We start from the raw sequence: 18,100 nt of genomic DNA, 5'->3' as shown, positions 1-18,100 counted from the left end.
TAGGCTCCGGCCACCCGACACTGAGGAGGACCCACCGATGTCCGCCACCGAGCAGCGCGTCGCCGTCGTCACCGGGGGAGCCCGCGGCATCGGCGCCGCCACCGCCCTGCGCCTGGCCGCCGACGGCCACGCCGTCGCGGTCCTCGACCTGGACCGGGACGCGGCCGCCGCCACCGCCGAGCGGATCACCGCGGCCGGCGGCCGGGCCCTGGCCGTCGGCGCGGACGTCGCCGACGAGGACGGGGTCGCCGCCGCCGTCGCCCGGGTCGCGGAGCAGCTGGGCGCGCCCACCGTCCTGGTCAACAACGCCGGGGTGCTGCGCGACAACCTGCTGTTCAAGATGACCGCGACCGACTGGGACACCGTCATGGGCGTCCACCTGCGCGGCGCGTTCCTCATGTCGCGCGCGGTCCAGCGGCACATGGTCGCCGCCGGCTTCGGACGCATCGTCAACCTCTCCAGCTCCTCCGCGCTCGGCAACCGCGGCCAGGCCAACTACGCCGCCGCCAAGGCCGGCCTGCAGGGCTTCACCAAGACGCTCGCGCTCGAACTCGGCAAGTTCGGCGTCACCGCCAACGCCGTCGCCCCCGGGTTCATCGCCACCGAGATGACCGCCGCCACCGCCGCCCGGATGGGCATCACCTTCGAGGAGTTCCAGGCCCGCGGCGCCGCCGCGATCCCGGTCCAGCGGGTCGGCACCCCCGAGGACGTCGCCGAGGCCGTCTCCTTCTTCACCGGCCCCCGGGCCGGGTTCGTCTCCGGGCAGGTCCTGTACGTCGCCGGCGGCCCGCTCGGCTGAAGCGGCCCCGCCCGGCCACCCCGCCCGGCCACCTCTCCCCCACCCCCACCCGGCCGCAGCGGCCGACCGCAGCAGGAAGGAACCACCCCGTGGCAACGCCCCGGCACTTCACCAGCCCGCTGGACCTGCACGCCGCGACGGGCCTGCGGCTGGGCCCCACCGACTGGACCGTCGTCGACCAGCCGCGCATCGACCGGTTCGCCGAGGCCACCGACGACCTCCAGTGGATCCACACCGACCCCGGGCGGGCCGCGGCCGGGCCCTTCGGCACCACCATCGCCCACGGCTGGCTGACGGTCTCGCTGCTGCCCTCCTTCGAGGCGCAGCTCGTCGAGGTCGGCGGCGCGACCATGGGCGTCAACTGCGGCGCCGACCGGATCCGCTTCCTCGCCCCCGTCCCCAGCGGCTCCCGGCTGCGCGCCACCGCCACCGTCGACGAGGTCAAGGACGTCGCGGGCGGGGTCCAGGTGGTCCTCGCCGTGGAGGTCGAGGCCGAGGGCGCCGACCGGCCGGTGTGCGCGGCCCGGACGATCAGCCGCTACTACCTCGCCGACTGAACGGCGCGGCTCCCCGCCCGCGCACCGCCCGCGTGCCGCCCCCGGCCTCCCCCCGGGGGCGGCACGCGTTTGCGCTCCGTCCGGCCACCGGGCCACCGGGACGCACGGCCGTCCGGCCGCCGGGACGCTCCGGGGCCGCGGCGTCCCGCGGCGTCCCGCGGCGCGCACGCCGATGCCCCGCGCCCGGTCTCCCGGGGCGGGGCATCAGGGGCGGGGCGTCAGCGGCCGGCCGCCCCGGCCCGGGGAACCGGCACCCACAGGACGCCGAGGGTGGTCAGCGCCGGGAGGGCGGACGGGGCCGGGAGGGGGAGCGGGGCCGGGAGGGGGAGCGACACCAGCCGCCAGGTCAGCCGGCGCAGCCGGAGCCCGACCGGTCGCGGGTCCACGGGGGTCAGATCCCCCCGCCGGCGGCGATCAGGCCGCCGTCCACGGTGATGGTCTGGCCGGTGATCCAGGAGGCGTCCGCGGAGGCGAGGAAGGCCGCGGTGGCGGCGATGTCCTCGGGCGTGCCGAGCCGGCCCATCGCGTAGCCGGCCGCGATCTCCTCCTCGCGGCCCTCGTACAGCTTGGCCGCGAACTGGGTGCGGACGACGGCCGGCGCGACCGCGTTGACCCGGATCCGCGGGCCGATCTCCTGGGCCAGCTGCTTGGTCAGGTGGATCACGGCGGCTTTGCTGGCGCCGTACACGCCGATGCCCGTGGCCGGGCGCTGTCCCGCCACGGCGGTGATGTTGACCACCGCGCCGCCGTTCTCCGCGAACCAGGCGTCCCGGGCCTCCCGCAGCCAGCCCAGGGCCGCCAGCACGTTGACCTCGAACACCTTGCGGACCGCGGACTCCTCGATGTCGAGGACCGGGCCGAAGACCGGGTTGATGCCGGTGTTGTTGACCAGCACGTCCAGCTGTCCGAAGGCGTCGAGGGTGCGGCGCACGGCGTCGGCCCGGTGCTCCGGGTCGTCGGCGCGGCCGGCCACGCCGATGGCGTGCTCCGGGCCGCCCAGCTCGGCCACGGCCTCGGCCAGCGGCTGCGGGGAACGCGCGGTGACGCACACGCGGGCGCCCTCGGCCACGAGCCGCCGGGCGACGGCGAGGCCGATCCCGCGGCTGGCGCCGGTGACCAGGGCCACCTTGCCGTGGAAGCGACCGGAGTTGGTGATCACGACTTGTTCCTCCATAGCGGGGCGGGACGGACCGGGGCCCGGGCGCGGTGGGGCGCGCCCGGGCGGGCGGTTCGAGCGGGCGGTTCGGGCGGACGGTCCGGCGGCGGTCAGGGGAGACCGCCGCCGAACGGGTGCCGGACGGCGGGCGCGGATCCGGGGAGAAACCGTCCGGCCCTTCGTCCTGCGTCGATCCTAGGAATTCCCGGCGCCGTTCTTAATTCCCCTTCCGGGGTGCCCGGGTACCACTCAGGAGGCAGCGGCCGGCACCCGGAGCGGGCCGGCCGGGACGGACCCGTGGATTCCCCGGACGGAACCGAGGAGTTCCCGCCGGTTGGCCATTCCGAGTTTGTGCAGGACGCTGCTCACGTGGTTCTTGACGGTCTGCCGCGCCAAATGGAGCTCCAGGGCTATCTCCTCGTTGGAGAAGCGTCTGAGCAGCAGCCCGAGGACCTCCTGCTCGCGCCCGGTCATGCCCGGGAGGCGGTCGCGGCCGGCGGGGAACGGGAGGGTGCCGGGCTGCGGCTCCCTCAGGTACCACACCGGGCGTCCGACGGCGACGGCCTCCACCGCCCGCACCAGGCGCTCGGGCGAGGCCGTCCGGTGGACCAGGGCGTCGACGCCGCCGCTCAGGCAGGCCGCCACCACGGCCGGGTCGTCGGCGCCGGTGAACACCAGCACGGACGGCGGTTTCGCGAGGGCCTTGGCCTGCCGGCACAGCAGCACGCCGTCCCCGGGCGCCAGCAGGTCCACCTCGGTGATCAGCACGGCCGCGTCGAGGCGGCGCACCGCGTCGAGCGCGGCCTGCGGGGAGGCGGCCTCGACGGTCTCGTCCGCCGCGCCGCTCCGCCGCAGCAGGGCGGCGATCGCGGCCCGCGGGACGGGGAAGGGGTCCGCCACCACCACCGCGCGGTGCCGGGAGTAGGAGGGCGTCGCCGGCGGATCAGCCATGTCCGCTTCCTTTCACCGGTCCTCCGGAGCGCCGTCCGGAGGGATCGGAATGGTGACGGGTCGTCGTGGGGGAATTCCCCGCGACGCTACCGCCCGTTCCGGCGGTGGGGGCGCCCGTTGTTCCGATCCTCCCTCCGGGTGCGCCCCAGGTGGTTCCGGAAATGGTCCGGCGGAGGAATGCGGGGTGCATTCGGCATTTCCCCTTAAGTGGCATCCCGCGTGTTCCCAACGGGCCGCCGCGGCCTCCTTGGGGAAGGTGGGGGCCGTCGGGACGGCGAATCGGATTAGCGTGGCCGCCCGACGGACGACTTTACGGAGCACCGATGACCGCATCAGCACCGCTCTCATCCCCGACGGCCGACCGGCAGGACCTGCCGTCCGGCGCACCGTCCCCCCGCCCCGCCCCGGGCACCCCGGCGGGCACTCCGGCGAACGGCCCGGCCGCCGACCCGGCGAACGACCTGGTCGGCGAGCTGGAGCGCTCGTTCCGGCACACCGCGCCGTCCATGCGCGAACGGCTGGACGAGCTGGCCGGGCTGCGCGCGGCCCTGCTCGACGGCCCCGACCCGGCGGCCACCGAGCGCCAGCACGCCCGCGGCAAGCGCACCGTGCGCGAACGCATCGCGATGCTGCTGGACGAGGGCTCCTTCACCGAGGTGGAGGGGCTGCGCCGGCACCGCGCCACCGGCTTCGGGCTGGAGCGCCGCAAGCCGCCCGGCGACGGCGTCGTCACCGGGTGGGGCACGGTCAACGGCCGTCAGGTCTTCGTCTACGGGCACGACTTCCGGGTCTTCGGCGGCGCGCTCGGCGAGGCCCACGCCGAGAAGATCCACAAGGTCATGGACCTGGCCGAGGCGGCCGGCGCGCCCCTGGTGGCCCTGTGCGACGGGGCCGGCGCCCGCATCCAGGAGGGCGTCACCGCGCTGGCCGGCTACGGGGGCATCTTCACCCGCAACGTGCGGATGTCCGGCGTGGTCCCGCAGATCAGCGTGATCCTCGGGCCGTGCGCCGGCGGCGCGGCCTACTCGCCCGCCCTGACCGACTTCGTGTTCATGGTGCGCGGCACCGCGCAGATGTACATCACCGGCCCGGACGTGGTCCAGGCGGTCACCGGCGAGCGGGTGACCCACGAGCAGCTGGGCGGCGCCGACGTGCACGCCGCCGTCTCCGGGGTCTCGACGTTCCTGCACGACGACGAGGAGTCCTGCCTGGAGGACGTCCGCTACCTGCTGGACATGCTCCCCGCCAACAACCGCGAACTGCCCCCCGACGACGGCGGCCCCGACGACGAGGAGGACGGGGGCGACGCGCTGGTCAACCTGGTCCCGGCCGACCCGCACCAGGCGTACGACATGCGCGCGGTGATCCGGGAGGTCGTCGACGGCGGCGAGAGCCTGGAGCTGCACGAGCGCTGGGCGCCCAACATCGTGTGCGCGCTCGCCCGGATCGGCGGGCAGGTCGTCGGCATCGTCGCCAACCAGCCGATGGCGGGCGCCGGCGCGCTGGACATCGACGCCTCCGAGAAGGGCGCCCGCTTCGTGCAGATGTGCGACGCCTTCAACATCCCGCTGGTCACCCTGGTCGACGTGCCCGGCTTCCTGCCCGGCACCGACCAGGAGCACGAGGGCATCATCCGCCGCGGCGCCAAGCTGCTGTACGCGTACTGCAACGCCACCGTCCCCCGGGTCCAGGTGATCCTGCGCAAGGCGTACGGCGGCGCCTACATCGTGATGGACTCCCGCTCCATCGGCTGCGACCTGTCCTTCGCCTGGCCCACCAACGAGATCGCGGTGATGGGCGCCGAGGCCGCCGCCAACGTCGTCTTCCGCCGCGAGATCGCCGCCTCGGCCGATCCGGAGCTGACCCGGGCCGAGCGCGTCGCCGAGTACCGCGGCGAACTGATGCACCCGTACTACGCGGCCGAACGCGGCCTGGTCGACGACGTCATCGACCCGCGCCACACCAGGCGGGTGCTCATCCGCTCGCTGCGCATGCTCCGGGCCAAGCACGCGGACCTGCCCCAGCGCAAGCACGGGAACCAGCCGGTATGACCGCGACCCGCACCCCCACCGCTCCCGCGCGGCCCGCGCGGCCCGCGCCTTCCACGCCCGCGCCCGTCGCCCTCGCCGTCGCCGTCCCGGCACGGCCGCCCGCGCCCGTACCGGCGGCCGCGCCCCCGCCGCCGACCGTGCGGCTGGTGCGCGGCAACCCCACGCCGCAGGAACTCGCCGCCCTGCTGGCGGTGCTGCGGGCGCTGTCCGCCACCGCCCGCCCCGCCGCCCCGGCCGGGCGGGGCCGCCGCACCGCCCGGTGGTCGCTCGGTTCGGCCCGCCCGGCCGCCGGGACCTGGCGGGCCGAACCGCCCACCCACGCCACCGTCCGCCGCGCCACCGGCCCGGGAGACGGCCGGTAGCCGCACCGGCGCCCGCGAAGGAGACCCACCGTGAGCACCTCCTATGCGAGAGCGGCCCAGGGGCCGCGCCTCCACCGCCTCGAAGCGCTGCGCCACCACGCCGATCAGCTGGCCGAGCTGGCCGCCCGGCTGCACGACCTCGTCCCCGTCGACGAGCCGGCCCCGCCCGGGCCCGACCAGGTGCAGGCACTGGCCGCCCGGCTGCTGCACCGGGCGAGCCACACCACCGTGACCGTGCGGGCCTTCAACTCCACCCTCAGCGCGCCGCTCCCGCTGGCCCGGCTGCACGCCCGGCTGCCGCCCCACCGGGCCGACGTGCGGCTGCTGTTCCCCTCCGGCCTGCTCGGCGACGAGGACGCGGTGGCGGGCCTGCGCGACCTCGCCGCCCGCGGCGCGCAGGTGCGGCTGTCGCCCTCCGCGCTGCCGACCATGACCGTGTACGACAGCAGCGCGGCCGTGGTCGCCGGCGGCGAGGGCCTCACCGTGGTCCTGGACCCCGGCCAGGTCCGCGCCCTGCGGCTGCTGCACACCGCCGTGTGGAACCAGGCCGCGGACCTCGCCGTACTGGCCCGGGCCCGGGTGGACTGGGACGAGGAGGACACCATGGCCCGGACGCTGCGGACCCTGGGTCAGGGCTACACCGACGCCAGGGCCGCCCGGGAGCTCGGCATGTCGGTGCGCACCTACCGCCGCTACGTCGCCGAGCTGATGAACCGGCTCCAGGCCGCCTCCCGCTTCCAGGCGGGCGTGCGCGCCTCGCAGTCCGGGCTGGTGGAACCCGCGTGAGCCGGCGGGCGGCGGGGCCGCACCACCCCCGCCGCCCGCACCCCGCCGCCCGCACCGGGTCCGCCGTCCGCGCCGCCCGCCGCCGTCAGGCGGGCACCGCGACCGGCACCGTCCGGCCGCACAGCGCCGCCACCGCGTTGGCGACCACGGCGTGCCCGGCCCCGCCGTCCGCCGTCATGATCGACTCGGGGTGGAACTGCACCGCCGCCATCGGCAGCCGCCGGTGCTCCACCGCCATCACCACGCCGTCGTCGGAGACCGCGGTGACCCGCAGTTCCTCGGGCACGGCGCCGGCCGGCGCGTGCAGCGAGTGGTAGCGCCCCACCTCGAACACCGGCGGCAGCCCCGCGAGCAGCGCGCTGTCGGGGGCCACCACCCGGACCGCCGACTGCTTGCCGTGCACCGGGCGCCCGAGCGTCGCCAGTTCGCCGCCGTAGTGCTCGACCAGGCCCTGGAGCCCCAGGCAGATCCCCAGGACGGGCACGCCCAACCGCTCGGCCGCGGCCAGGGTGCCGCTGACGTCGAAGTCGCCGGGCCGGCCGGGGCCCGGGGAGAGCACCAGCAGGTCGGGCCGCTCCCGTTCCAGCGCGGCGAGGTGCCGGCCGCTGCGGTAGGTGTCGACCCGGGCGCCGGTCTGCCGCAGGTAGTCGGCCAGGCAGTGGACGAAGGAGTCGCGGTGGTCCACCAGCAGCACCCGGCGGCCGCTGCCCGGCCCCGGTGCCGCCGCCCGGGCCGGCGCGGCCGCGGCGGGTGGCGCCGGGGGTTCCGCCGGGGGTTCCAGCACCCGCAGCAGCGCGGCGGCCTTCAGCTCCGTCTCGCGCTCCTCGGCGTCCGGGTCCGAGTCGTACAGCAGCGTCGCGCCGGCCCGCACCGTGGCCACCCCGTCGCGCAGCTGGACGGTGCGCAGGGTCAGCACGGTGTCCAGCGTCCCGTCGAAGCCCAGCCGGCCGACCGCGCCGCCGTACCAGCGCCGGGGCGAGCGCTCCTGGCGTTCGATGAACTCCACCGCCGCCAGCTTGGGCGCGCCGGTGACGGTCACCGCCCACAGGTGCGCCAGGAACGCGTCCAGCGCGTCCCGGTCGGCGCGCAGTTCGCCGCGGACCCGGTCGACGGTGTGGATGACGGCCGAGTACATCTCGATCCGCCGCCGCTCGGTGACCTCCACCGTGCCCGGCACGCAGACCTTCGCCTTGTCGTTGCGGTCGACGTCCGTGCACATGGTCAGCTCGGACTCCTCCTTCACCGAGCCCAGCAGCTCGCGCACCCGCGCCGCGTCCTGCAGGGCGTCGGCGCCGCGGGCGACGGTGCCGCTGATCGGGGAGGACTCCACCACCAGTCGCGGGCCGGACCCGCCCGCCTCCCGGCGGACCCGGACGAACATCTCCGGGGAGGCGCCCACCAGGTACTCGCCGCCCCCGAGGTTGGCGAGCAGGCTGTGCGGCGCCGGATTGGTCGCCCGCAGCCGCCGGAACAGCTCGGACGGCTGCCGCCCGGCCCGGTGGAACACCTGCCCGGGGACGACCTCGAAGAGGTCCCCGGCGGCGAACAGCGGCATCGCCCGGCGCACCAGCCGCGCGTACTCGCCCGGCTCGTGGTCGCGGCGGCGCGCCGGGGCACGGGGCACGAACGGGCGGGACGGCGTGCCGCGGGGCAGGTCCCGGGTGCCGAGCCCGCGGGCCCAGAACTCGTACGCGTGGCACACCGCCTCGTCGCGCCGCAGGTCGAGCTCCAGGATCCGGTCGGGCAGGTGCAGCACCAGGTCCCGGTCGGCGGCGCCGCGGGGCTGGACCAGCTCGACCGGGTCGACCTGGAACAGCAGGTCGTAGCCGAAGGCGCCGTACAGGCCGAGCAGCCCGTCCCCGGGCGAGGCCAGCGCGCCGGCCAGCGCGCGCAGGGCGCTGAAGACGCCGCGCTGGCGGGTGCGCTCCTCCTCCGCGAAGCCCGCGGCCGGGGGCGGCGCGCACCCGCTGACCAGGTCGGCCCGGTTCGTCGGGTCCAGCCGCAGGTGCGGGGCGACGGCGTCGCGCAGCACGGGCAGCAGCACCCGGCCGCGGTCGTTCAGCGCGGCCAGGGTCATCCGGTCGCCGCGGACGGTGACCTCCACCGGCGGGTCGGTGTAGCCGACGGCCCGGTCCCGGCCACGGAAGAGCAGCAGTCCGCGGCGCCGGTCGAGGGCTTCCTCCAGGGCCGCGCGGGCGTCGGCGGCGCGGCCCGCGGGGCGGACCGCGCGGTCCACCCCGACCCCGCCGGGCGTCGTCCATCGGTCGGAGCCGCCCGGGGCCGGGCGGGGGGCGTCCTGGTTCAGCACGGGGACTCGCTTTCGCTGGGGTGGCGCGGGCCGGCCCCGCGCAGGGCGGCGCGCTGCAGCTTGCCGGTGCTGCTGTGCGGCAGCGCGGTGACGAACTCGATCAGGCGGGGGTACTTGTACGGGGCGATCCGCCGCTTGGCGAAGGACTGCAGCTCCGCCACCAGGTCGGGGCCCGGACGGGCGCCGGCGGACACCTGGACGAACGCCTTCACCAGGTGGCCGCGGCGCTCGTCGGGCACGCCGACCACGGCGCACAGCGCCACCGCCGGGTGCTCCAGCAGGGCCTGCTCGACCTCGGGGGCGGCGATGTTGTAGCCGGAGGAGACGATCATGTCGTCGGCGCGCGCCCGGTACCAGAAGTAGCCGTCGGCGTCCCGGACGCAGGTGTCGCCGGTCAGGTTCCAGCCCCGCTCGACCTGGACGCGCTGGCGCGGGTCGTCCAGGTAGCGGCAGCCGGTCGGGCCCTGCACCGCGAGCAGGCCCGGCACCCCGTCGGGCACCGGCTCCCCGGTGGCGTCCACCACCCGGGCCCGGTAGCCGGGCACGACCCGGCCGGCGGAGCCGGGGCGGATCTCGTCCCCGGCCGAGGCGATGAAGACGTGCAGCATCTCGGTGGACCCGAGCCCGTCGACGATCCGCACCCCGGTGGCCTCGTGGAACTTCCGCCAGGTGGCCTCGGGCAGCGGCTCGCCGGCCGACACGCAGCGGCGCAGCGGCGACAGGTCCGTCCCGTCGAGTAGGTCCAGCGCGGCGCGGTAGGCCGTCGGCGCGGTGAACAGGGTGGTGATCCCGAACCGGGGAACCGCCGCGAACAGGGCGCGCGGGCCGGCGTCCTCCAGCAGCACCGCCCGGGCGCCGGCCCGCAGCGGGAACACCAGCAGGCCGCCCAGTCCGAAGGTGAACGCCAGCGGCGGGCTGCCGGCGAACACGTCCTCGGGCCCGGGCCGCAGGACGCGCGCGGAGAAGGTGTCGGCGACGGCCAGCACGTCGCGGTGGAAGTGCGCGGTGGCCTTGGGCTCGCCGCTGGTGCCGGAGGTGAACGCGATCAGCGCGACGTCGTCGGCGGCGGTCGGCACCGCCGCGAAGCCGGCCGGCCGCTCCCGCGCCGCGCGGCCCAGCTCGCCGCCGTCGCCGCCGTCCTTACGGTCGTCGCCGTCGCCTCCGTTGTCTCCGGCGCCTCCGGTACCGAACAGCACGGTGGGCACGCCGGGGGCGGCCAGTTCCCAGTCCCGGGCGAACCGCTCGTCGCACAGCGCCAGCTGCACCCGCGCCCGGTCGGCGACGGTGCGCAGCTCCGCGGGGCGCAGCAGCGGCACGGTGGCCACCACCACCGCGCCCGCCTTCAGCACCGCCAGCCAACACACCGCCAGCCACGGCGAGTTGGGGCCGCGCAGCAGCACCCGGTTGCCCGGGACCAGGCCCTTCTCCTCGACCAGGTAGCGGGCGACCCGGTCGACCCGGTCGCGCACCTGCGCGTAGGACCAGGTCGTCCCCGATCCGTCCGTCAGGCACGGCCGGTCGCCGCCCAGCCGCCGGATCGTGCCGTCGAGCAGTTCCTGCGCGCAGTTCAGCCGCTGCGGGTAGCGCAGTTCGGGCAGGTCGAAGTGCAGCTCGGGCCACTCGTGCCGGGGTGGCAGGCGGTCGCGGGCGAAGGTGTCCGCGTGCGCGGAGGGCGACAGGGCCGCCGGGCGCGCGGACGGCGGGGCCGGTGAAGTCATGGTGCCTCCTGAACTGGGTGGGTCAGCGGCTCCGGGCCGCGTCCGGGACGGCCACGCAGGTCATCCGGGCGCTGCAGACCAGGCGCTGCGCCTCGTCGCGGACCGAGATCTCGTAGGTCGCGTGGGTGCGCCCCAGGCGCAGCGCGCTCGCCGTCGCGGTGACCAGGCCGGCCGAGACCGGGCGCAGGTGGGTGGCGCTCAGCTCGGTGCCGGCCGCCGTGCCCGGGGCGAAGTGCAGGCACGCCGCGACCGAGGCGGCCGTCTCCGCCAGCGCCAGGGACGCCCCGCCGTGCAGCACCCCGAAGGGCTGGCGGTTGCCCGGCACCGGCATGGTGGCGACCACCGTCCGCGGCGTGCCGGACAGCACCCGGATGCCCAGCCGCAGCTCCAGCTCCGACACCGGCACTAGCACCGCTGCGGGCTCCGGCCCCGGTTCCGGCCCCGACCGCCCGGTCGTCCGCGCAGCTCCCCGCTCGGCCATCGGCCCCGCTCCCCTCGTGTGATCCCGACGGCGGACCACTCTGCGCGGCCGGGCCCGCCCGGCCGCGGGCGCTGGCACCTAGCTGACAGCCCGGCCCGCACCGCGGCAGCTAACTGAAACCGCCCCCGGACCGGCCCCCGCGCCTTCCTACGGTGCTGCCACGGCAGGGGCCGCCATCAGGGCACCGGCCCCGGAACAGGGAGGGCTCCACCGTGGGACGACCGGCAGACAGCGGTGACCTGGCGCCCGTGCCGCCGGGCCTGGACCGGCTCCTCGCGGAGGTCGACCGGGCCGGACGGGCGGACGCCGGGGCCCCGGGGCGGGCCGAGGGACGGACGGAGGTCAGGGCCGCGGGACGGGCGGCGGCCGCGGTGCCGCAGCCGCACGAGCGGCAGGCGCGCTTCGAGGCGCTGATCGCCGCCGACCGGAAGGTCGAACCCGGCGACTGGATGCCCGACGCCTACCGGGAGAACCTGCTGCGCCAGCTCGCCCAGCACGCCAACTCCGAGATCGTCGGCATGCAGCCGGAGGCCCACTGGATCGCCCGGGCGCCCTCGCTCAAGCGCAAGGCCGTCCTGCTGGCCAAGGTCCAGGACGAGGCCGGCCACGGCCTCTACCTCTACGCGGCCGCCGAGACCCTCGGCACCGACCGGGCCGCCCTGCTCAACGCGCTGCACGAGGGCCGCCAGAAGTACCTCTCCTTCATCAACTACCCGACCCTGACCTGGGCGGACACCGGCGCCCTGGCCTGGCTGACGGACGGGGCGGCGATCGTCAACCAGGTGCCGCTGTGCCGCTCCTCCTACGGCCCCTACGCCCGCGCGATGGTCCGCGTCTGCAAGGAGGAGTCCTTCCACCACCGGCAGGGCTTCGACTCGCTGTGGACGCTGATGCGCGGCACGCCCGCCCAGCGGGCCATGGCGCAGGACGCCGTCGACCGGTGGTGGTACCCGGCACTGGCCATGTTCGGCCCCCCGCACACCGCCTCCACCCACTCCGAGCGGTCGATGGCCTGGCGCATCAAGCGCTTCACCAACGACGAGCTCCGCCAGCGGTTCGTCGACATCTGCGTCCCGCAGGCCGAGGCGCTCGGCGTCCGCCTGCCCGACCCCGGCCTGCGCTGGAACGCCGGGCGCGGGCACTACGACTTCACCGAGCCCGACTACGCGGAACTCGCCCGCGTGGTGCGCGGCGACGGGCCCGCCAACCGCCAGCGCCTGGCCCACCGCCGCCGCGCCCACGAGGAGGGCGCCTGGGTCCGGGAGGCCGCGGCCGCCTACGCGGCCAAGCACGCCCCCGCGGCCCCGGGCGGGCTCGCCCGCGCCGCCACCGCTCGTACCGGAGCTCCCACCGCCACCGCTCGTACCGGAGCTCCCACCACCACCGCTCGTACCGGAGCTCCCACCACCACCGTTCGCGCCGGAGCTCCCACCACCACCGCTCGTACCGGAGCTCCCACCACCACCGTTCGCGCCGGGGCTCCCGCCGGGCCCGCCGCCCCGGCCGGGACGGCGGGCGAGCAGGACCACGCCGCATGAGCGGCACCGACCGGCGAGGAGGACCACGCCGCATGAACAGCACCGCGCCCGCCCCGGACTGGCCGCTGTGGGAGGTGTTCGTCCGCGCCCGGCGCGGCCTGGCCCACCTGCACGCCGGCAGCCTGCACGCCCCGGACGCCGCCATGGCCCTGCGCAACGCCCGCGACCTGTACACCCGCCGGAGCGAGGGCGTCTCGCTGTGGGTGGTGCCCGCGGAGGCGGTCTTCGCGTTCGACCCGGACGAGCACGGGGCGCTCCTCGACCCGGCCGCCGACAAGGACTACCGCCTCCCCGGCCACTTCGAGCTCCCGGAGGGGGTGCGGCACCTGTGACCGACCACCGCTACCCGCTGCGGCTCGGCGACGACGCCCTGATCGCGGCCCAGCGCCTGTCCTGGTGGTGCACCCGCGCGCCCCAGCTGGAGGAGGACGTCGCGCTGGCCAACGTCGCCCTGGACCTGCTGGGCCAGGCCCGGGCCCTGCTCGCCCACGCCGGCGACCTGGAGGGCGCCGGCCGCACCGAGGACGACCTGGCCTTCCTGCGCGGGGACCGCGAGTTCGGCAACGCGCAGCTGGTGGAACTCCCCGAGGCGGACTTCGCCCACGCCGTCGCCAAGCTGCTGTTCTTCGGCACCTACCAGGAGCTGCTGCACACCGCGCTGGCCTCCTGCGCCGACCCGGTGCTGGCCGCGCTGGGCGGCAAGTTCGCCAAGGAGTCGGCCTACCACGTGGACCACGCCACCCAGTGGACCCTGCGGCTGGGGGACGGGACCAGCGAGTCCCGTCGGCGGATGCAGGACGCCGTCGACGCCCTGTGGCCCTACACCCACGAACTGTTCGCCGAGGACCCGCTGTGGACGGCCGCCGCCGCGGACGGCACCGGGGTCGACCCCGCCGCGCTGCTGCCCGACTGGACGCGGTACGTCACCGCGGTGCTGGCCCGCGCCACCCTGGTGCGGCCGGAGGGGGACTGGCGCCCCGGCGGCGGCCGCCGGGGCCTGCACACCGAGGCGTTCGGCCCGCTGCTGGCCGAGATGCAGGCCCTGCACCGCGCCCACCCCGGGGCCCGCTGGTGAGCGCCGCAGAGCGGATCGCCGCCGCCGTGCGCGCCGTCCCGGACCCGGAGATCGGCACCGTCACCATCGACGACCTCGGCATCCTGCGCGCGGTGCGCACCGCGGCGGACGGCGCGACGGTGGTCACCATCACCCCGACCTACACCGGCTGCCCCGCGATGGACGCCATCCGCGCGGGCATCCGCACCGCCGCGCTCGGCGCGGGCGCCACGGCCGTACGGGTGGACACCCGCTGGTCGCCGGCCTGGACCACCGACTGGATCACCCCCGCCGCCGCGGCCAAGCTCACCGCCGCCGGCATCGCCCCGCCCCGGCCGGGCGCCGGCGGGCCCGCGCTGCCGCCCGAGCGGCGGCTGCTGCCGCTCACCCCGGTGCGGCGGCCCGGGCCCGCGTGCCCGCGCTGCGGCTCCCCCGACACCGCCCTGCTGGCCCGCTTCGGGTCCACGGCCTGCAAGAGCCTGTGGCGCTGCGCGCCCTGCGACGAACCGTTCGACCACTTCAAGGAGCACGTGTGACGGCCCCCGCCCCGGCGCGCCCCCGGCCGCGCACCCGCTTCCACCCGCTGCCGGTCGCCGCCGTGCGGCCGGCCGCCGCCGACGGCAGCGCCGTCCTGATCACCCTGCGCGTCCCGCCGGAACTGCGCGCCGGCTTCGCCTTCGCGCCCGGGCAGCACCTGGTGGTCCGCGCCGACCTCGACGGCGCCGAGGCCCGCCGCTCGTACTCGCTGTGCTCCGTCCCGGCCGAGCTGGCCCGGGACGGGACGCTGCGGATCGCGGTCCGCGCCGTCGACGGCGGCGCCTACTCGTCCTACGCCACCCGCCGCCTGCGGCCGGGCGACCTGGTGGAGGCGCTGCCCCCGGCCGGGCGGTTCGCCCTCGCCCCCGGCGACCCCGGCCGGGGCCGGGGCCGGCGGATCGCCGCGCTGGCGGCGGGGTCCGGGATCACCCCGCTGCTGTCGATGGCGGCCGCGGTGCTGGCCGCCGAACCGGACAGCACCGTCACCCTGCTGGCCGGCGACCGCGGGGCGGACACCGCGATGCTCACCGAGGAACTGGCGGACCTCAAGGACCGGCACCGGCACCGCCTGCGCGTCCTGCGGGTCTTCTCCCGGGAGGAGCGGCAGGCGGGGCTCCCCGCCGGGCGCCTCGACCGGGCCGGGCTGCGCGCGCTGCTGCCGCGCCTGCTGCCGGCGGGCGCCCACGAGTGGTACGTCTGCGGGCCGCCCGGCATGGTCGAGGCCGCCGAGGAGGTCCTGGCCGAGCGGGGGACGGCGCACGTGCGCACCGAGCTGTTCACCACCCGCGCGCTGCCCGCCGGCCCGCCGCCCGCGCCGCCGCGCCCGCCGGACGGGTCAGCCGGGTCGGCCGGGGCGGAGGTGGCGGCGGCCGGGTGCGAGCTGACGGTCCGGCTGGACGGCCGCAGCAGCGTGCTGCGGGTCCCGGCCGGCGCCAACGTCCTGGACGCAGCGCTCGCCGCCCGGCCGGAGACCCCGTACTCCTGCCGCACCGGGGTGTGCGCCACCTGCCGGGCGAAGGTCGTGCTGGGCCGGGTGGACACCGAGGGCAGCCTGGCGCTGGGCGCCGACGAGAGCGCCGACGGCTACGTGCTGACCTGCCGCAGCACCGTCGGCGGCGAGCGGGTCACCGTCGACTTCGACGCCCTGTGAACGGACGCCGGGCCCGCCGCGGCCGTCCGGCCGCACCGCGGTCGCGGTGCGCGCGGACGGCCGCGGCGGGCCCGGCGCGGGCGCCCCGGCGGGGGCGGGTCTCAGCCGCCGCTCACGGTCAGCACGGCGTTCCCGACGATCTTCCGGTCGCGCAGGTCGTTCAGCGCGGCGGCGGTCTCCCGCCAGTCGGCGAGGCGGCCGATGTGCGGGTGCAGCCGGTCCTCGGCCACCAGCTCGACCAGCTCCTCCAGGTCCGGACGGAACGGCTCGTCGGAGTGCTCGTAGTGGAAGTGCCGGATCACGCCCGAGCGCGGGCCCTTGAAGAACTCGAAGAAGCTCAGCTGCGCCGGGGTCCGCGAGGCCTGCCCGAACCACACCAGCTGGCCGCGCGGCGCCAGCAGCGCCAGCGCCTGCGGGGTGGAGGTGCCGCCGACCGACTCCAGCACGGCGTCGTAGGGGCCGACCGCGTCGGAGACCTCGTGCACGACCTCCGCGCCCAGCTCCGCCAGCCGCTTGCCGCGCTCCGCGGTCGCCGTCACCGCGGTGACGTCGGCCGCGGCGCCCAGCGCCAGCTCCACCACGTAGTGGCCGACGCCGCCGGAGGCGCCGGTGAGCAGCAGCCGGCGGCCCGCCAGCGGCCCGCACAGCCGCAGCAGCCGCAGCGCCGTCAGGCCCGCCAACGGCAGCGCGGCGGCCTGCTCGAAGGACACCCCGTCCGGGAGGACCGCCAGCGAGGAGGTCGGCACCGCGACGAACTCGGCCCAGCCCCGGGCCGGCGGGTGGCCGACCACGCGCTGGCCCACGGCCGGCCCCGAGCCGTCCGCGGCCGCCCGCACCACCACGCCGGCGACGTCCTTGCCCGGCCGGCCGATCCGCTCCAGCGGGCCGTGCAGCTGGAACACCTCGCCGCGGTTGATCGAGAACGCCCGGACCTCGACCAGGGCCTCGTCGGGCGCGGGCTCGGGGAGCTCCGCCTCGGCGAGGACCACCATCTCCTCCGGACGCCCGGTGGGAACCAGCGCCCTCATCGCAGGGCACCGGGACGGCAGACGGAACGGGACATGCTTCCTCCAAGGACGTGTGGGCGGGATGCGCGGGGCCCCGGGCGCACGGCGCGCGCGGACGGCACGGCGGGCCCGGGAGCACCGGGGCGGGCGGCGGGCCGGGAGCCCGGGGGAGTGGCTCCCGACGACCGCGCCCACCACGCTAGGCAGCCCCCGCGGGGCCCGGCAACGCCACTGCCGCCAAGGACGCACCCGCGCCGCCCCCGAGGACGCACCCGCGCCGCGGCGCACCCCGAAAGGAACATCCCGGATCCCCCTACGCGGCATGTGCCGCCCGAACGGAATGCCTACGGTGCTGACATGAGCAACAGTCAACCGCCGCCCGCCGGCGCGGGACCGGCCGGCCTGTCCCGGGGGCTGGTCCTGCTGCTGGCCACCGCCTGCGGGGTGATCGTGGCCAACAACTACTACGCCCAGCCGCTGCTGCCCGCGCTGCAGCACGCCTTCGGCACCGGCCCGGCCACCGCGGGACTGTGCGTGACGCTCAACCAACTCGGCTACGCCGCAGGGCTGTTGTTCATCGTCCCGCTGGGCGACCTGGCCGGCCGCCGCCGCCTGGTCACCCTGCTGCTGTCCGTGGACGCGGTGGTCCTGGCCGGGGCCGCCCTGGCCCCCGGCATCTGGCCGCTGATCGGCCTGCTCGCCGCCGCCGGCACCGCCGGCACCGCCATCAACGTGCTCGTCCCCACCGCCGCGACCCTGGCCGGCGACCACCAGCGGGGACGGGTCGTGGGCACCGTGATGACGGGCCTGCTGCTGGGCATCCTGCTCGCCCGCACGGTGGCCGGCCTGATCGACTCCGCGGTCGGCTGGCGCCCGGTCTACGGCATCGCGGCCGTCGCCGCCGCCGTGCTCGCGGTGACGCTGCACGCCAAGCTCCCCGACCTGCCCGCGGCGCCCGGCGCCGGCTACCTGCGACTGCTCGGCTCGGTGGCCGCCCTGGTCCGCGACGAGCCGTTCCTGCGCCGGCGGATGGCGGCCGGGGCGCTCGGCTTCGGCGCCTTCCAACTGCTGTGGACCGCGCTGCCGTTCATGCTCAGCGACCGCCCCTACTCCTACGGCTCCTCGGTGATCGGCCTGTTCGGCCTGCTGGGCGCCGCCGGGGCCGCCGCCGCCCAGCCCGCCGGCCGGCTCCAGGACCGCGGCGTCGCCCACGGCGCCACCGGCGCGCTGCTCGCCCTGCTGGCCGGGTCCTGGGCGCTGCTCGCGGCCGGCCGGCACCCGCTGCCGCTGGTCCTGGGCATCGTGCTGCTCGACATCGGGGTCCAGGGCGTCCACGTGCTCAACCAGGGACGCATCTACCTGTTCCCGCCGCAGCTGCGGGCCCGCACCACCACCGCCTACATGTCCGCCTACTTCCTCGGCGGCTCGGCCGGCGGCGCCGTCGCCGTCACCCTGTACCCGCTGTGGGGCTGGGGCGGGGTGTGCGCCGCCGGCGCGGTGATGGCGCTGGCCGGGCTGGCGCTGTGGACGACCGACCGGCGCGCCGGGTCCGCCCCGGCCGGACCGGCCCCCCTGCCCGCTCCCGCGGCCGACGCCCTCGCGGCCGAGGCCGGCCGCGGGACGCCCTGACGGCACCCGGCCGCCG

17 protein-coding genes and 1 pseudogene are annotated in these 18,100 nt (G+C 77.0%); 11 read left to right on the top strand and 7 right to left on the bottom strand.

Annotation, left to right across the window (positions count from 1 at the left end; all coding sequences use genetic code 11):
- Positions 1-37 precede the first annotated feature (37 nt).
- Positions 38-799, top strand: a complete 762-nt coding sequence (gene fabG / locus ABD345_RS30790; protein WP_344556913.1) for a 3-oxoacyl-ACP reductase FabG — start codon at positions 38-40, stop codon at positions 797-799.
- An 89-nt stretch (positions 800-888) separates the two neighbouring features.
- Entirely contained in the window at positions 889-1,356 is a 468-nt protein-coding gene (locus ABD345_RS30785) for a MaoC family dehydratase (protein ID WP_344556912.1), read from the top strand.
- 218 nt (positions 1,357-1,574) lie between these two features.
- On the opposite strand, the gene ABD345_RS30780 is transcribed toward ABD345_RS30785, so the two are convergent.
- The 3 genes from ABD345_RS30780 to ABD345_RS30770 form a co-directional block, all read right to left on the bottom strand.
- Positions 1,575-1,742: a hypothetical protein gene (locus ABD345_RS30780; protein WP_344556911.1), complete on the bottom strand. Its 168-nt coding sequence runs from the start codon at positions 1,740-1,742 to the stop codon at positions 1,575-1,577.
- Between the two features lie 5 nt (positions 1,743-1,747).
- Positions 1,748-2,530 carry an SDR family oxidoreductase gene (locus ABD345_RS30775; RefSeq protein ID WP_344556910.1) on the bottom strand — a complete coding sequence of 261 codons (783 nt, stop codon included), beginning with the start codon at positions 2,528-2,530 and terminating at the stop codon, positions 1,748-1,750.
- Positions 2,531-2,761: 231 nt separating this feature from the next.
- Positions 2,762-3,463, bottom strand: coding sequence for a LuxR C-terminal-related transcriptional regulator (locus ABD345_RS30770; RefSeq protein WP_344556909.1), 702 nt, complete (start codon positions 3,461-3,463; stop codon positions 2,762-2,764).
- Positions 3,464-3,969: 506 nt separating this feature from the next.
- On the opposite strand from ABD345_RS30770, the gene ABD345_RS30765 reads away from it, so the two are divergent.
- The 3 genes from ABD345_RS30765 to ABD345_RS30755 are packed head-to-tail and all read left to right on the top strand — an operon-like array spanning position 3,970 to position 6,662.
- Entirely contained in the window at positions 3,970-5,514 is a 1,545-nt protein-coding gene (locus tag ABD345_RS30765; protein ID WP_344556951.1) for an acyl-CoA carboxylase subunit beta, read from the top strand.
- Positions 5,511-5,876, top strand: coding sequence for an acyl-CoA carboxylase epsilon subunit (locus ABD345_RS30760; protein ID WP_344556908.1), 366 nt, complete (start codon positions 5,511-5,513; stop codon positions 5,874-5,876). Before ABD345_RS30765 ends, ABD345_RS30760 begins: the two co-directional genes overlap by 4 nt.
- 30 nt (positions 5,877-5,906) lie before the next feature.
- Complete coding sequence (locus tag ABD345_RS30755) at positions 5,907-6,662, top strand: DNA-binding response regulator (protein WP_344556907.1); 756 nt, start codon at positions 5,907-5,909, stop codon at positions 6,660-6,662.
- A gap of 85 nt (positions 6,663-6,747) precedes the next feature.
- Here ABD345_RS30755 and ABD345_RS30750 read toward each other — a convergent pair whose 3' ends face one another.
- From ABD345_RS30750 to ABD345_RS30740, 3 genes are read right to left on the bottom strand one after another with little or no spacing between them, the layout of a single operon-like run.
- The gene (locus ABD345_RS30750; protein WP_344556906.1) at positions 6,748-8,970 is read right to left on the bottom strand and encodes an anthranilate synthase component I; all 2,223 of its coding nucleotides are present in this window, start codon (positions 8,968-8,970) and stop codon (positions 6,748-6,750) included.
- The gene (locus ABD345_RS30745) at positions 8,964-10,688 is read right to left on the bottom strand and encodes an AMP-binding protein (protein ID WP_344556905.1); all 1,725 of its coding nucleotides are present in this window, start codon (positions 10,686-10,688) and stop codon (positions 8,964-8,966) included. Before ABD345_RS30745 ends, ABD345_RS30750 begins: the two co-directional genes overlap by 7 nt.
- A 22-nt stretch (positions 10,689-10,710) precedes the next feature.
- Positions 10,711-11,088 carry a hotdog fold thioesterase gene (locus tag ABD345_RS30740; RefSeq protein WP_344556904.1) on the bottom strand — a complete coding sequence of 126 codons (378 nt, stop codon included), beginning with the start codon at positions 11,086-11,088 and terminating at the stop codon, positions 10,711-10,713.
- Between the two features lie 452 nt (positions 11,089-11,540).
- Here ABD345_RS30740 and paaA point away from each other — a divergent pair.
- From paaA to ABD345_RS30715, 5 genes and pseudogenes are all read left to right on the top strand, one after another.
- Positions 11,541-12,461 (top strand): annotated as a pseudogene (gene paaA / locus ABD345_RS30735) (1,2-phenylacetyl-CoA epoxidase subunit PaaA); the annotation flags it as partial.
- A 278-nt stretch (positions 12,462-12,739) separates the two neighbouring features.
- Entirely contained in the window at positions 12,740-13,039 is a 300-nt protein-coding gene (gene paaB, locus ABD345_RS30730; RefSeq protein ID WP_344556903.1) for a 1,2-phenylacetyl-CoA epoxidase subunit PaaB, read from the top strand.
- Positions 13,036-13,782, top strand: a complete 747-nt coding sequence (gene paaC / locus ABD345_RS30725) for a 1,2-phenylacetyl-CoA epoxidase subunit PaaC (RefSeq protein ID WP_344556902.1) — start codon at positions 13,036-13,038, stop codon at positions 13,780-13,782. Before paaB ends, paaC begins: the two co-directional genes overlap by 4 nt.
- Positions 13,779-14,297: a 1,2-phenylacetyl-CoA epoxidase subunit PaaD gene (gene paaD, locus ABD345_RS30720; protein ID WP_344556900.1), complete on the top strand. Its 519-nt coding sequence runs from the start codon at positions 13,779-13,781 to the stop codon at positions 14,295-14,297. Before paaC ends, paaD begins: the two co-directional genes overlap by 4 nt.
- Entirely contained in the window at positions 14,294-15,448 is a 1,155-nt protein-coding gene (locus ABD345_RS30715) for a 2Fe-2S iron-sulfur cluster-binding protein (RefSeq protein ID WP_344556899.1), read from the top strand. Before paaD ends, ABD345_RS30715 begins: the two co-directional genes overlap by 4 nt.
- A gap of 101 nt (positions 15,449-15,549) precedes the next feature.
- Here the strand turns inward: ABD345_RS30715 and ABD345_RS30710 are convergent, their stop codons facing one another.
- Positions 15,550-16,476: a zinc-binding dehydrogenase gene (locus ABD345_RS30710; protein ID WP_344556897.1), complete on the bottom strand. Its 927-nt coding sequence runs from the start codon at positions 16,474-16,476 to the stop codon at positions 15,550-15,552.
- Positions 16,477-16,812: 336 nt separating this feature from the next.
- Here ABD345_RS30710 and ABD345_RS30705 point away from each other — a divergent pair, with 336 nt between their 5' ends.
- Positions 16,813-18,084, top strand: coding sequence for an MFS transporter (locus ABD345_RS30705; protein WP_344556893.1), 1,272 nt, complete (start codon positions 16,813-16,815; stop codon positions 18,082-18,084).
- Positions 18,085-18,100 lie beyond the last annotated feature (16 nt).

Source organism: Kitasatospora saccharophila (assembly GCF_039529925.1).
GTDB classification, from domain to species: Bacteria; Actinomycetota; Actinomycetes; order Streptomycetales; family Streptomycetaceae; genus Kitasatospora; species Kitasatospora saccharophila.
Note: the sequence above shows the minus strand (reverse complement) of the source record. Positions and strands in the feature narration are given on the sequence as shown.